The sequence below is a fragment of the Oculatella sp. LEGE 06141 genome (assembly GCF_015207605.1).
In the GTDB taxonomy this organism is placed as follows: Bacteria; Cyanobacteriota; Cyanobacteriia; order Elainellales; family Elainellaceae; genus Oculatella.
Genome location: NZ_JADEWO010000008.1, coordinates 152,269 through 168,257, shown reverse-complemented (window position 1 = coordinate 168,257; position 15,989 = coordinate 152,269). Strand labels below are relative to the sequence as shown.

Sequence of the window (15,989 nt, the reverse complement as noted above, 5' to 3'; positions counted from 1 at the left end):
CACTGTGCCGTTGCTGCCATTGGTCACACCTGTAACCGTGGCTCCAGGGGCAAAGCTGTCATTGTTCAGAACCGAGATAGTAACGGGTGTGTCTTCATTGGTCGTACCCGTGTCGTTGGCAATGTCTGCAACCGGATTTACTGTAATCGTGGCGATCGCCGTTCCAATATCCCCATTCGCATCTTTCACCTGATACGTGAAGGTATCAGTCCCATTGAAATCTGGGTTAGGTGTATAGGTAAAGCTGCCATCCGGATTGAAGTTGAGAACACCGCGATTAGGAGCAACGGTTACGGTATAGGTGGCTGGCCCGTCGCCAACATCCGCATCGGCAACGCTGCCGCTCAACAGCGTATCTTCATTGGTGCTGAACGTATCGTCAACGGGGTCAGGAACCGCATCGACTGTAACGGTGACGCTGGCCGTTTCAGTCACACCGCCTGATGTAACGGTGTAGGTAAAGCTGTCCGATCCAAAGAAATTAGGATTGGGCGTATAGGTAACCGTCCCGTTCGGGTTGATCACCACTGTGCCGTTGCTGCCGTTGGTAACCGCAGAGACAGTTGCTCCTAGGGCAAAGGTGTCATTACTGAGGACTGAAATCGTGACTGGAGTATCTTCCTTCGTAATGCTGTTATCGTTGGCAATGTCTGCAACCGGATTTACTGTAATCGTGGCGATCGCCGTTCCAATATCCCCATTCGCATCTTTCACCTGATAGGTGAAGGTATCAGTCCCATTGAAATCTGGGTTAGGTGTATAGGTAAAGCTGCCATCCGGATTGAAGTTGAGAACACCGCGATTAGGAGCAACGGTTACGGTATAGGTGGCTGGCCCGTCGCCAACATCCGCATCGGCAACGCTGCCGCTCAACAGCGTATCTTCGTTGACGCTAAAGGTGTCATTGACCGGATCAGGCAGAGCATTCACAGTAATCGTGCTAATGGCAGGTGCGCTACTCGCAGCTCCAGCACCATCTGAGTTAGCATCTGTAACTTGCCAGGTAACAGTACGAGTGTTTGCCGTTACGGTTGGAGTTTCGCTAGTGCTGAGGTAGGTCACTGAACGCATAACCTGTTGGTAACGCGCTAAGGTATCTGTGCCAGAGAGCGTCAAAACCCCTGTGCTGCTGTTATAGCTTGCTGTGATATTGGTGCCAGTAGTGACAGCCGCCAAAACATCGCCTGCTGTGAATCCACTGCTAATAGTGACGGTGGCTGATGCGATGTGAGTATCGTCTACGTCACTCAAGGTTACAGTGTTATCAATCACCCGAGCTGGCTGGTTTTCGGTATAGGCCAGTGTTGCTCCAGCACCGACTACGGGTGCATCGTTAATAGGTGTAATGTTGACCGTCACTGTTCCAGTAGCCGTCAAAGCACCGCTGATACCCTGAGCACCCGTATTGCCATCGCTAAGGATGTAGGCGATCGCCACCGAGGTTGGGGGATCTTCGCTGGTGTTACGGTAGGTAATTTGCTGGAGGGCACTATTGATCAGAGCAGTGGTGGCATTGCCGTTGAAAGCCAGAACAAGGGTGCCATTGTTGTTGCTTGTGACCGTACCAATGGTGATTCCGTTCACAACGAAGCTAGCCCCCTGGGTTAAGGTGCCGAGCGTGCCGCTGTTGCCGAATGCATCTTCGCTATTGCTTCCTCCTTGACGACCTAGGGTCAGGGTGGCACCATTCCAATTGTTTAGCCCTCCCAGTTCGATATCGTTAGCGATCGCATCTCCATCTAGAATCACTGCCGCCCCGTTTTCAGTGAACGCAACGGTACCACCGAGATTGCCTAGTGTAGGTGCATCATTAATTGCATTAATGGTGCTGTTGAGCGGTACCGTATTGGCACTATAGCGGGTCGTGCCCCCGGTTGACCCAGCTCCGCTCAGGTCAACAATTGTCCCAGTTGTCACAGCTCCAGCAGAGTTGTCAATTAAATGCACGTTGAGTGCTGGAACGGAACCGTTGAAATTAGCAGCAGGAACAAACCGCAAGCTATGAGCTGAAGTGACTAGTAGTGCATTACTACTGCTGCGGCTACCAACAGATTGCCATATACTGCCATTGAAATATTCCCAGGTTCCCTGGGTGGGGGTTGTGGGATTGCTGACAATTGCAATTCCGGCCAATGTATTAGCAGATGAACCGCCTGCTACCTGATCAGCGATATCTGAAAATCTTGCTGTGAACAGGCCCGATACCGTTTGCCCTGGAGGGCTGACCGCATCTTCATTGATAGCGTCTAACGTTGAAGAGCCTGTGGCGATCGGAGCATCATTAACCGCAGTGACGCTGGTGTTAAGGGTGACAGCATTGCTGCTATTACTGTATTGCGTGATGCCACCACTGGTTGAGACGTTGACTGTAGTACCAGAGGTTACAGCTCCAGAGGAATCATCAATCAGGCGTACCGTCAAACTTCCAGGCGTGCCATTGAAATTAGCAGCAGGCAAAAAGCGCACTTGAGTGCTGGCAGATAGCACCAACGCAGAGGTCGTTGAGAGAGCACCAATCGTAGTCCAGGTCGTACCATTGGTAGACCACTGCCATACCCCTTGAGCGGCTGTGGCAGTATTGTTTGTAATGGCGACACCCGCTAAACCATTGGCAGATGAACCCCCTACAGCCGTTTGATTATCTTTAACATCCTGGAAGTTGCCGCTGAACAAGCTTGTAACGGTGCTACCTACAGGAGCCGAAGTATCTTCCGCAACTGCCAACAGTGTGGTCGTCGCACTGGTACGCGTCGGTGCATCATTAACTGGGGTAACTGTGATTCCTACAAGTCGGGTCACAATTTTATTGCCGCCGCTGCCTGTATTCCCCAAGTCATTGACCTGAATAGATAACGAATCAGGACCATTGAAATCGAGGTTACCTTGATAGCGCAGCCCATTCAGTGCCGCGTTAAGCGCCGATTCGGTACCTCGAATAACCATCGAGGCATTGCCCGTACCGTTACCACTAACGAAGGTGATGCCTGCGGTTGAACCGAGGGTTAGCGTTCCTTTTGCCACTCCCAACGTGACTTCCAGCGTACCGCCGAAGTCGTCTGGGTCGTCAAAGGAGATCAGATTAGCACCAGAAAGGATAATTTGGGCTTCTTCTGCGACAACCACGCTAGTGGGTGCCGTAATGATTGGAGCGTCGTTGTCAGCGCTGACATTAATGGTGACATTTCGAGTCACTGTGAGGGCACTACCCACGCCACCAACGGCTGTGCCGCCATTGGCATTGTCGTTGACGGTAATGCCCAGGTTCACCACCTGCTCAGAGTTGAAGTTGCTTGGCGAGTAGCTTAAACCATCAAGAGCCGCATTGACTTGAGCTTTCGTGCCTGTAATGGTGAGTGTTGCTGTAGTATTTCCACTCAGAACCGCACCCGACGAAGCAGCCGTTAATATGCCATCAGATACGTTTAGCGTGACAGTAAACGTGTCTACCCCGTTGTTGTTGAGGTCGGCAATGTCATCGATAGTGATAGCGTTGCCATTAGCTGTATTAAAGATCAGTGGATTAATGTCAGCAATCACCTGCGTTACTGTAGGGGCAACCAATGATGGCGCATCATTGACGGGGGTAACAGTAATGCCAACGGTTTGTGTTGCAGTCTGCGCGCCGCCCGTCCCCAAATTTCCCTGGTCATTCGTGACAATGGTCAACGTGTCGCTACCGTTGAAGTTGCTAGTGCCCTGGTAAGTTAACCCTGCCAGAACGGTATTGATAGCGATGAGGCTACCCTTGAGGGTAATTGTGCTGCTGTTGTTGGCTCCACCAGTAATCAGGCTGGTATTGGTTAGCGATAGTCTGCCGCTTGTCACCGTCAGGATGACAGTATTATTGGTGGAATCAAAGGTATCTGCATCACTTACCGAAATGGTATTGCCACCTGTAAAAGCCAGCACAGTATCTTCATTGACTGTCACGGTTGCTGGGTTAGTGATGACGGGCGCATCGTTGACGTTGCTAGCCTGAATGGCGATCGCCTTTGTTACCTTTTCCCCAGTGATTGCAGGGGAGCCAAGCGCACCGTTCAACAAATCATCGACCGTTACGACAAGAGAGAGAGTCCGATCTTCGTCTGTTGGCACCTGCACCTGAAGTCCTTCCAGCGCCGTTCGGACATTTGCCAACGTACCCTGAATGGTAATCTTGCCACTTGTACCATTGGTACCTTCTACAATCGTCACTCCAGCGATTGAACCCAGCGTTAAGCTACTGCTTGCATAGGTGGCACCGCCGGCCTGGAGGTCAAGTGTGACTTTAATGATGTCGGTTTCACCGAGATCGATGGTTGCTAAGTCTACATCATCAATGGCGATCGCATTGCCGTTAGCCGTGCTGAAGATGAGGGGTGTTGTTGTTCCAAAGGTTTGAGTGCCTGGTACCGTCAGGGTCGGCGGGTCATTGGTTGGTGTGATGGCAATACTGTAGGTTCCTGGAACAGCAGCACCACCGCCATCACTTACCGTAAATTTAAATCCATCAGTATAGTGTTCTGACCCATTATGGGTATAGGTGATGCGGTTATTATCCAGATCGGCCTGAGTGAAGACACTGCCTAGCGATAATGCCTTCCCGTTTAGAAAGAGAGTACCATACCCGGTAGCACTGGTGATGCGATACTGCCGCTGGATCGTGGTGTTATCAGGGTCAGTATAAAGCAGGTGGGGTTCATTACCTGCAACTCCGTTTAAACCTTTAATAGTGCCACTCCCAGCTTCTGCAACCGTCAATGGTGTAGAGGAGGCAAAGGCAGGATCATCGTTGAGAGAGGCAATAGTAAGATTAACTGTCTTAACGGTACTGAGATTGTTGGGCGTACCAGTATTGTCGTTTGCCTGAACCGCGAAACTATCGGTAAAGTTTTCTGTACCATCGTGAATGTAGCGCAGTTTACCGCCATCCAACTGCGCTTTGGTAAGGATCGTACTGGATGTGACCGTCACAAAGCCGCTGCCTTGATCGACTTGCAGCACTCCATGAGTCGGCAACGTGACAATCTGAAATGTCAGAACGTTGGGAGTGGCAAAGCCGATTCCTGACTTTTCGCCTGTGCCATCAACATCACCAAGCGAGAGGTAGGCGTTATTGATGATGAGCGTACCTGCTTCAGACAGAAACGGCGAACCGCTGGTAGTAACCGTTGGTGCATCGTTTACTGGGGTGACATCAATGGTGAAAGTTTGCTCAAAGGTGACGTTGGTGCCATCGCTAACCGTGAAGCGGAAATTATCGACGAAGTCTTCGTTACCTGCGTGGTCAAAGGTGACTCGATTGCTGTCAATATCCGCTTGAGTAAACGAACCGTACAAACCCAGAGACACACCGTTAAGCTTGATTACACCACTGGTCGGTAGGCTGGTAATACGATAGACAATGCCACTGGGGACATTATCGGTATCTGTTGTGTGCAACAGGGCACTCGTAATAACGGTCGAGCTACCTTCATTTAGGCCAGCAATGCCTGTGTTTAAATCGGTGACGGGAGGAGCATTACCCACAATAGTTGGGTTCTGAATGCCGCCGCTACCCCCAGTCGCAGTAGGTGGAACATCAATACTGATGTTGAAGGTGAGGGTTTGTAGGCTAGAACCATCCGTTGTCCAGATACCACCTTCCCGTGTCGAAGGATATTCGCGAATTTCGCCATCGCGCACCTGAAAGCTAAAACTATCGGTAAAGCTTTCGTTGCCTGTGGAGTCTTTGTGAAATCGGTAACGAACTCGACCGTCATTCAGATCGTCTTGCGTAAAGCTGGCACCGACACCGATGCTTACCCAGGCAGCGCCATTATTCCGTTCCAATCCCCCAATGGCTGGATTGGGAGCAGCAGTGAGGTTATAAGTGAGTTGAGTCGTTGCTGAGTCTGGATCGGTGACACTTAAATCAGCAGAGGTAATGATTTTGGTTAAGCCATCAAGAGTGTTGAGGCTTAAGCCTGTGTTAGTGACAAGAACGGGATCGTCATTGTTGGGCTGAATGTTGAGGTTGATGGTTGCCGTGGTAGACCCTGGAGTCCCAGTGCCACCACCATCGTCTGTAACCCGAACGGTAAAGCTGTCGGGTGGGGGATTACCAAAGTTTTTGTCGTTGCCATCGTGGCTATAGGTAAGATTTGCCAGATCGGCAGAACTCAACGTTTGCCCAACTGTAACGGCTGTGCCACCCAGTCTTAACACACCGTCTACAGGTAGACTGAGAATTTCAATCGTGTAGTTAGCCGCCGTTTGGTCGGGATCGCTAATGGAAATCGAAATTAGGTGGTTGGTTTCTCCTTCATAAAGAGTATTTGTACCAATGACTGTTGGTAATTGGTTGACTGGAGTAATTGTAATTGGAATAGTGGTTGCTGGAAGGGTTCCACCTGCACCATCGTCAACGGTGATCGTGAAGCTGTCGCTCGTCCCTCCTGGTGCTGTCGTTTGAGTACCATCGTGAACATATCGCAATTGGGCAATCTGGTCGTAGGAAAAGGTAGAACCGACCACCAGGAAATTGCCGTTGAACGTCAGATACCCTTTGCCAGGTAGACTCCCGAGTTTGACAATAATTTGTACATCTTCATTATCAACATCAGCAATACCAAAGTTGCTGCGGGTAAAGAAGCCATTACTTCCTTCTGCAATGCTGATCCCAGATGGGGCGATGGTTGGGGCATCGTTGACTGGAGTGACAGCGATCGCCACATTGCGTAAAGCCGACTGCGTTCCATCGTTCACCGTAATGGCTAACGTCTCATTGCCGCTATAGTCTAGCCCCGGTGTATATGAGACTCCAGCCAGAGCAGCATTGACCGCAGATACCGTACCTGAAAAGCTAACGCTACCTGTCCCGGTTCCTGTAATGCCACTCAAACCAGTGGTTGAAGCAAGGTTTAAGATGCCCTGAGCAACCGAGAGAGTAACAGTCTGAATATCTGCTACATCTGCATCACTCACCGAAAGCCCTGTAATGGACAGAGTTTGATCTTCATCCACAGTACGGGGGAGCGTGACGCTGTCATTAATAACAGGCGGTGCTAACACTCCTTCATAGGCTGCCAAAGCAGATGGGGCGATCGGAAGGATGGCTTGAATTGATCCCAGCCTGTAGTCAAGCTGCCAACTGCCACCTAGCGAATCAGCACCAACGAGAGAGGTAGATGCTGCGATCTGCGCGCCAGTCAACTGGTGAAGCTTTTCAACAAACTCGGCTCCAGCATCTCCAGCGGCAACACTACAGCCGTAGAGGAGGAGCGATGGAGCAGGGTAAAGAAGCGAAGTGAACCAATATTTTAGATCCCAGGCATAGCGATCGAGGGTATCCAGGCTGAGCTGTGTTTGCCCAAGATGAAGACAACCCGGAGAACCGTGGGAAATGATATGCACTGTCTTGCAATCAGGATGCTCGGCAAGCACACGGGTTATTTGCTGAACACCATCTTGTTCACAATTTAAGATGAAAGACTGCGTTGTTGATTCAATCTCAGCTAAAAGGCTCTGATAATTATCAACAGTAGAATCAATGAATAGAATAGATGGGTAAAGCATGTTACAGATTTCCGAGGCTTACTCTTAGTGGCTTGATGGGTACGGTTAAACCAAGGCACCGTTTGATACAACGACGCATACGCTATCTTTGGATGAAGTAGGTTTATCTGCTCCATCCAAAATTGATATATTGAAGCCGAAAATGCTTCGGTCTTAATGAATGATTATGAGAATGCTTTGAACGTGCTGAGTGCGCCTTGAATTGCTCCTTAAATTCCCCAATGGTGGGCTTTGACGGAGCCTTCATCTCACTGATCTTTTCAACCCGAATTGGCTTTAAGTCCGCAGAATCGAGAGGCTTAAAGCCCTTTGGATGTAACAAAAACGAGGGCTAATGCAACACATTTGCTACGTTTCAAACATCTTCTAAGACGATCCTTTACCTAAGCGAATTTAACAAGAAAGACCGAAAGATTTTGTTGCATAGTTTTAACGAATAGGAAAACTCTCTATAGCTACTATCTTTCCCGTGGGGAAGTACGTTTTTGCTCATCAAAAAACTGAGATTTTGAGCAATATGGCTGAACGGAGACGCTGGTTGTAGTTGTTAGAAGCTGTTATAAAACGGTATGTACTACCCTCTTTCCACTGTAATTGACTGCTAAAACAGCTCATCAAGTGATTACTACCAGTCGGTATGCTTGAAACGAGCCGCCTGGGAACTGCAGTTAAGCTAATTGTTGTTAATGATGGAAAACCAGGCGTTGCCAAATGGATGAATCGTTGAGCGGTCATGGCTCTAATTGGCCCCTACATCCCCAATTCTGAGGAAGTTTGAAGGTTCGGGCGTTCCCTAGAGTTGGGCAGATAGAGGCAGATTCATATCACGATTCAGCACCGCCGAAAATCAATTTGAGTGGCGATCGCCCTCAAGTCAGTCAGCCCTATTTACAAGACTGATCATTTTCCAGGAATCAAAGCCTGGTTTTCACAGACTGAAACGTTTCCGTCCTGCCTCAATCCCTACACCCATTTTTGCCTTCACACGAGCAGATTGAACTCAGACCTCTGACCCGTTGCGCGATCGCGCCCTAACCCTCTGAATTTCTCTCAGGTTGAGGCCGTCATTCGAGTTTCAATCTCTTCTAGCGTCTGTAACACCAGTCGCTTGGCCTGTAGCCTCCAGCCCCGTTTTTGAATTTTGAACGCAATGAAGCCTCCTGCTACCGTAGCAATGAAGTCCAACGGTTGGGTAAACGAAATGCCCAACAGCAGACCAAGTCCGGCAATTCCCCAAAACGGTAGCGCTACTGTTTGCCGTTGAGTTTCAATGAGTTGACTCACAAAGTCAGTAGGCATTTCTGCCAGCAATGCTTCTTTAACCTGGCGTTGCTCTTGCAACGGCACCGATAGCCCAATCTTTTGCCGCAACTTCTCGATCTTGCGAGCGTCGGTGCTGTATTGCGTCAATTCATCTTCTGCCATCAAAACTAAGCGTTCTAACTGTCCCATGTCTCACTCTTTTATAAATTCCCGATATTGCCAAATACAAGTACGATTCACAGACATTGCTACTTGAGGGGTATGGTAGGGCATACCCTTACGAAATTCATACATTGAATCGGCAACGCTCTTTTGTATAGAGACTCAGTTTTATTGTCCGTCTTCTAGGCTTAGCGCCGCTTGAACAGAGCCGAAATACCAGATTGAATTTGGGACACTGCCGCCTGAAGGCCGCCAGCGCTCCTGGCTTTAGAGGGTTCTGCCAGTTGAATCGGATCGTCTTTAAATTCCTTGAGTCGGTAGCCGTATTCTAATTGCTGCTGGTGCTTCCGCAAGACCGGAAATAGCCGAAAGGCTCCCTGAAGCAGTTGCTCTTGACTATCAAAGATGGCGTGATTGATTTGGCTGGAGCGTTTTACAGCGATCGCCCCCACTGGATACCAGTTCTTCTTCCCGGCAATACGAATATAGACTTCAAACTCTGGAATACCGTCTGCCTTCATCTGATCATACTGCTTGGCGGCTTCAGCCCGTTTTGTAGACCGGGTTGACGATTTTGGCTGCGGCTGCGGTTTTCCAAATCCGAGGTGGTTAGTCATGGCGCTGATAAGTTGTTTATTAATAAAAGTTTACATCTTTTTAAGGAAATCGTTGACCTGGCATGGCGGTTCAAGTGGCTGATTTTGGCGATGAGGACGATCAACGGTTACGCTGGACACTGCTTCTGCTCGTTTGGAAACGAAATGAAATGAAACATCCTCTCATTTCCTCGCGCTCCAGGCTGATGTTTGTGGTCGTGGCGGCGCTGGTGTTGGGACTTTTCTTTCGGGTCACCCACATCGGCCAAAAAGTATATTGGCACGACGAAGTGTTTACTTCTATTCGCTCGGCAGGCTATCTCTCCGATGAAATCGTTCCTACTGTCTTTTCGGGTCGGCTGCTTTCTCCAGAGAGCCTGTTGCAGTATCAACGGTTAAGCCCTGAACATGGCTGGGCGCAGACCTGGCAGGCTCTTACAACCCATCCAGAACATCCACCCCTTTATTACCTGCTAACCCGCTTTTGGATGGAGCAGTTTGGCAGCGAGGTGGCAGCGGTAAGAAGCGTGTCGGTTGTGATTAGTTTACTGGCCTTTCCAGCGCTGTACTGGCTCTGCCGTGAATTGTTTGACTCGGTTATCGTTCCCTGGGTGGCGATCGCCCTCTTTGCCGTCTCGCCCTTTCATGTCCTCTATGCTCAGGAAGCCCGTCAATACAGCCTGTGGACGCTGGCTACCTTGCTTGCTGCTGCTGCCCTGCTGCGATCGCTGCGCCTTAATACTAAAGGGAGTTGGGGTCTGTATGCGGCAACAGTGGCTCTCAATCTCAACATTTCTCTGCTGGCGGTTGTGCCGTTATTCGCGCATGGGTTAGTTGTCCTCGCGCCGCATACGTTCACCTGGCAACGTCTTCGCCGCTTCCTGGTCTCGCTTCTGGTTGGCTCCCTGGCCTTTGTCCCCTGGATTATTGTGCTAATTCGCAACTGGCTGGCCTTGCGCTCTAAAACAGCGTGGACTACTGCATCACCACCCAAGTCCGTTTTAGTCAAACTGTGGGGGCTTCATTTCAGCAGCGATTTTATTGATTTTGGGGTGCCGTTGGAACATGTTTACACCTATATCGTGCCGCCTGTTGTTTTAATGATGTTGGGATGTGCGCTTTGGCTACTCTGCCGCCGTGCGCCGTTCCGCTCCCGGCTGCTGGTTGTGCTGCTTGTGGTGTTGCCATCGATCGCCCTGATCTTACCCGATCTGGTTTTAGGCGGACAGCGATCGTCGTCTACCCGTTACTTTGTGCCAACTCTGGTGGGTGTACAACTGGCGATCGCCTATCTCATCACTCATTTACTCCAGCACTGTGCTTCTTTACAGCGGCGGCTGGGTCGTGGCCTGCTGTTGCTGCTGTTAACACTGGGGGTGATTTCCTGCGGGCTGAGTTGGCACGCCGAAACATGGTGGACTAAGGGCGTTAGCTACAGTAATGCGAGTAACGCGAGGTTTCTCAACCAGCTTGACCAAGCCGTTGTGATCAGCAGCCTGTGGGATAACACGCTTGGCAATGTGATTTCCCTGAGCCATCTGGTTAAGGATGAGGTTCAGTTTCAATTAGTCATTGACCCAATGGTGCCTGATCTGCCAGATGGGGGCGATCGCTTTCTGTTTTATCCTACTGATGCTCTATTGCAAGCGCTACAGGCCAACTCATTCACTGTTGAACCAGTAGTACAAGATAATGTCTCGTTATTGAAGCTTGTTGATCCATAGGTGTGCAAATAGCTGCATAACCCCTTCAATCACCTGCGGTTAGGCTTCGACGTGAGCGCTCAGCCGAACGGGCACCTTGAAACAACAGTGGCTCGGAAATCTCCCAATTTGAGGGAACGGAGTGGGCAAATGCAGCCCACTGGCTACGGTTCAAACACTCTCTGAGATATCCTAGATTACTGGGTTAGACCTGGCTGGATGCATTAGATTAGCGAGTAGGATGGCATCAGTGCTACCGTCTTTCCAAGCGACCTGATTCTAATTATGTCTAACTCACAGACATCCAGCGAAGACTCTGTTCCGCAACGCGATCGAGGTGACAATTTATCTTCTGACTCCGTTTTAGAAGATATTGCGGTGTTGCAAGCCAGAAATGCTGAGTTAGAACGGCAACTAGAACAGACCTCTCAGGCGTTATCTGAACGGGAAGCCTATTGTCAGGCAACTGAAACGAAACTCAATGGCATTCTCAACAACACGAGCGCCGCTATTGCTAGCTTTCGAGCCTACAAGTATCGGCAATGGGAATATGAATATCGCTCGGCAGGGTGCGAAGTGGTGTTTGGTTACACCGTACAGGAGTTTTTAAGCTATCCCGACCTGTGGCGATCGCGGGTGTTTCCCAAAGATTTAGACACGGTCATCACTCCGGCCATCGCAGCGATTTTTGCGGTTCAAACCCCGTCCCCCGACGAGAAGCAAACGGCTCAAGTAGAATATCGATTTCAGCACAAGGACGGTAACCTGCGCTGGATCAGCGAGACGTTTACTGCTGAGTGGAGGCAGGAGGGAGACTGCTGGGTGATTACTACGATGGCAACGGATATTAGCGATCGCAAACGTACCGAAGCAGCGCTGCGCCACAGCCGCGATTTTGTGCAACGCATCACTGATGATTCGCCGCATTTGCTTTACATCTTCGACCTGGTGGCCCAGCGTAACACTTACGTCAACCGCCAAATCGCAGCCATATTGGGTTACACCCAGGAAGAGGTTAACCAGCAGGGAGCCGCTTTTTTTCTTGACCGCTGGCATCCAGACGATTTGCCCCACATTCAACAAAATGTTCAACGTCTGGAGAGCATGGCAGATGGTGTCGTCATGGAGTTGGAATATCGAATGCGTCACCAGAATGGAAGCTGGCGCTGGCTGCAATCGCGAGATGTCATTTTTGAACGAGATGACACCGGACGACCCATTAAAATTTTGGGAACTGCAATTGATATCACCGAGCGTAAAGATGCAGAGCTGGTGCTACAACAGCAAGAAGAACTCATTCGTGCCATTGGCGATAACCTGCCCAATGGGGCGATCTATCAAATCTGTCAGGAGTTGGACGGCTTACATCATTTCACCTACTTCAGCGCTGGAATTGAACGCATTTCTGAAGTAAAACCCGAAGAGATCCTGCAAAACCCGGCAGTGCTCTTTAGCCAGGTTCTTGAGGAAGACCAGGCCAAGCTAGACGAAGCGATAGAAAACGCTAAACGATACCAGTCCCCTATCGATCTGCAAATTCGTAAACGCACTCCCAGCGGGCGGTTGGTGTGGAGTCATTTACGCTCCGCTGTTCGTTGCTTACCCGATGGGCGCATTGTGTGGGATGGGGTTGAATTTGACGTAACCGAACAGAAATTGCTGGAAGAGCATTTGCGCCAGAGTGAATCCCGCTATCAGGCGGCAGAAGCTAAACTGAACGATATTCTGAACAGTGCAGGTGCAGCCATTGCCAGTTTTCATGTTGTTTCCGATCGCCCCTGGGAACCCGTTTACTACTCCGCTGGCTGCATGGCGATCTTTGGGTTCACCCCCGAAGAGATGATGCAAGGAGTCTGGTGGTCGCACGTTCTACCAGATGACCTGCAAGCAGTCATTATTCCAGCGACGGAGACGATCGTTTCGCAGGGTGTTGCCCGGATTGAATATCGTTTCCGCCACAACGATGGTAGCCTGCGCTGGATTGAGAGTACCCGCACGTCTCAATGGGATGAAACCCTGAACGGCTGGCGTGTTAGTTCAGTTGATATTGATATCACCGAACGTAAACGGGCTGAGGAGGCGCTGCGGCAGTATGAACGCATTGTGTCTGCTACTAGTGATGAGATTGCTCTGGTCGATCGCAACTACAGGTATCGGTTTGTGAATCAAGCCTATGTGGAGCGGCACGGGAAATCGTATGACGACATCATTGGACATACCATGAGTGAGGTCATTGATCAGGACGATTTTGCAACCACGATTAAACCAATGCTCGATCGCGCGTTGGCAGGAGAGACCCTTCGATACGAAACATACCATGAGTCTGCAACGGGTGTTTCTACAGCCTTGAGCATTACCTATACGCCTTACTTTGAGCTGAATGGCACCATTTCTGGAGTGGTTGCCAGTATTCGCAACATCACGGAACTGAAACAGGTAGAGGAAGCGCTACGTCAGAGTGAACAACGCTATGCGCTGGCGGTCAATGCGGGCAAGGTAGGAGTCTGGGACTGGAATCTTGAGACGAATGACATCTACGTTGATCCCATGCTGAAAAGCCTGTTGGGCTATGATGACGCTGAAATCAACAATCGTCTGGAGGATTGGGCTTCATTGGTTCACTCTGATGATCAGCCCATTATGCAACAAACCGCCGCGTCTCACATTGAGGGACAAACTCCTATCTTTGAGCTGGAGCATCGAATGCTGCACAAAGACGGCAGTATTCGCTGGTTGCTGGCTCGGGGACATGCCATCCGAGATGGCGATGGTCGTCCTTACCGGATCATTGGAACGGATACGGATATTACCGATCGCAAACAGGCAGAACTGGCGCTACACCATCAACTTGAGAAAGAGCAAAGACTGAATCGTGTCATTCAAGCAATTCGTAACTCACTAGATTTGTCTGCTGTCTTCTCTACAGCGGCTGAAGAAATTCTGGAGCTGTCTCAAATTGATTGGATGGAAATTGTGCAGTATCATCCCGATCAACAACTTTGGCGCACGGTTGCCAATTATCGGCGCACTTCAGATAGGCCAGAAAGGTTGGGCGTAGACATTCCGGATGAAGGTAATGCGATCGCGGCTCAGTTAAAGCGCCTTGAAGTGATCCGTGTGGACGATACCAGCCAGATTCAAGATGAATTTAATCTGCAAGCAGCACAAATGGTTCCCGGCAGTTGGTTGCTAATACCGCTGCAAATTGGGTCAATGGTGTGGGGTGCGTTGAGTCTGGCAAAATCACAACCTCCATCCACCTGGCAGGATGCCGAAGTTGAGGTGATGGTGACCATTGCCAACCAGTTAGCGATCGCCATTCAACAATCTGAACTGTATCAACAAATTCAAGCCTTTAATACCAATTTAGAACAGCAGATTGAAGCGCGTACGGCTGAGTTGCAACATGCCTTACATCGTGAAGCCGCGTTAAAAGGAATTACAAATGCTGTTCGCTATTCGCTGGACGAAGCTCAAATTTTACAAACAGTGGTGCAGGAATTGGGTCGTGCGCTTAGCGTGCTGCGCTGTACGGCGGCACTGTACAACGCGGACTATACTCTGGCCACCATTAGTGATGACTACACGCTCCTGTTTCCGTCTGTTCGCGGGAGAACCGTAGTTATGAGTGACTATGCTGAGGAATTTCAGCAGTTGTTGAGCGGCCAACCGTTTCAGGTATGTTTGCTCAGTCCTCAGCTTGACTTAGCACGATCTACGATCTTAGCCTGCCCGATTGTCAGCGATCAGGATGTGTTGGGCGACCTGTGTTTGGTTAAGCCCGCCGAGCAAATCTTTGATCCATCGGAAGTCGGTTTAATAGAACAGGTGGCTAACCAGTGCGCGATCGCGCTACGCCAGTCTCGCCTTTATCAAGAAATTCAATCTCACGCTCGGGAGTTAGAAAGCCTGAGTATTCTTAAAGATGAATTTTTGAGTACGGTGTCCCATGAGTTGCGATCGCCCATGGCCAATATCAAAATGGCGGCTCAAATGCTGGAGATCGTTTTGCGATCGCAGAATCATCAAGATTTTCAAGTGAACCGTTACTTCCAAATTTTGCGAGAAGAGTGCGATCGAGAAACTAATTTGATCAACGACCTGCTTGATTTATCCCGGCTAGAATCAGGACAGATTGAACTAGAACCAACCTCGCTCGATTTGAAAGATTGGCTCCCTGCCATTGCAGAACCCTTTGAAGAACGTGCCCGCAACCAGCAGCAGTTGTTGCTTTATCGTCTGCCTGATAACCTACCCCTGCTCCGGGTGGACGAACCATACCTACAACGTATCTTGACTGAACTCCTACATAATGCTTGCAAGTATACCCCAACCCACGAGCAAATCATTGTGGCAGTTGAATTACATGAAAACAATCAACCGGATGCTTCTTTACTACTCACCATCAGCGTAACCAATACCGGGGTAGAAATTCCTGAGCAAGAACGAGAGCGAGTCTTCGATAAGTTCTACCGAATTCCTAACAACGATCCCTGGAAGCACGGTGGCACTGGGTTAGGGTTGGCACTGGTTAAGAAACTAGTCAAGTGTTTAGGTGCTTCCATTCAGCTTGATAGCTCTGTAGAGCAAACCACCTTTACATTAAAGTTCTCATTGGATCAGTAAAAGGGCGTTGCTGTACAGTATGAACTTGCCCCCCGATTCTAGGAAACGTTGAACCCTCAAGGTTTCGCAAACTTGAGAGTTTTAGGAGGTGATCAGAGTCGTA

General features: G+C 49.8%; 5 protein-coding genes. 2 read left to right on the top strand and 3 right to left on the bottom strand.

The genetic code is table 11. The annotated features are described in order from the left end of the window. The 3 genes from IQ268_RS08410 to IQ268_RS08400 form a co-directional block, all read right to left on the bottom strand. Positions 1 to 7,536: cadherin-like domain-containing protein (locus IQ268_RS08410; protein WP_193877415.1), on the bottom strand; the 7,536-nt coding region annotated here is incomplete at its 3' end. Positions 7,537 to 8,586: 1,050 nt separating this feature from the next. Continuing rightward, the gene (locus IQ268_RS08405) at positions 8,587 to 8,988 is read right to left on the bottom strand and encodes a hypothetical protein (RefSeq protein WP_193877413.1); all 402 of its coding nucleotides are present in this window, start codon (positions 8,986 to 8,988) and stop codon (positions 8,587 to 8,589) included. Between the two features lie 161 nt (positions 8,989 to 9,149). Beyond that, on the bottom strand, positions 9,150 to 9,578 hold the full coding sequence (locus IQ268_RS08400) for an HHL1-like protein (RefSeq protein ID WP_193877411.1): 429 nt from the start codon (positions 9,576 to 9,578) through the stop codon (positions 9,150 to 9,152). Between the two features lie 62 nt (positions 9,579 to 9,640). Between IQ268_RS08400 and IQ268_RS08395 the strand changes: the two genes are divergently transcribed. Beyond that, the gene (locus IQ268_RS08395; RefSeq protein WP_193877409.1) at positions 9,641 to 11,281 is read left to right on the top strand and encodes a glycosyltransferase family 39 protein; all 1,641 of its coding nucleotides are present in this window, start codon (positions 9,641 to 9,643) and stop codon (positions 11,279 to 11,281) included. Positions 11,282 to 11,545: 264 nt separating this feature from the next. Next, the gene (locus IQ268_RS08390; protein ID WP_193877407.1) at positions 11,546 to 15,886 is read left to right on the top strand and encodes a PAS domain-containing protein; all 4,341 of its coding nucleotides are present in this window, start codon (positions 11,546 to 11,548) and stop codon (positions 15,884 to 15,886) included. The last annotated feature ends 103 nt before the right edge of the window (positions 15,887 to 15,989 follow it).

Bases quoted from the DNA above. Each gene is read 5' to 3' on its own strand.
- IQ268_RS08405 (WP_193877413.1), bottom strand. From the start codon at position 8,988: ATGGGACAGTTAGAACGCTTAGTTTTGATGGCAGAAGATGAATTGACG.
- IQ268_RS08400 (WP_193877411.1), bottom strand. From the start codon at position 9,578: ATGACTAACCACCTCGGATTTGGAAAACCGCAGCCGCAGCCAAAATCG.
- IQ268_RS08395 (WP_193877409.1), top strand. From the start codon at position 9,641: ATGGCGGTTCAAGTGGCTGATTTTGGCGATGAGGACGATCAACGGTTA.
- IQ268_RS08390 (WP_193877407.1), top strand. From the start codon at position 11,546: ATGTCTAACTCACAGACATCCAGCGAAGACTCTGTTCCGCAACGCGAT.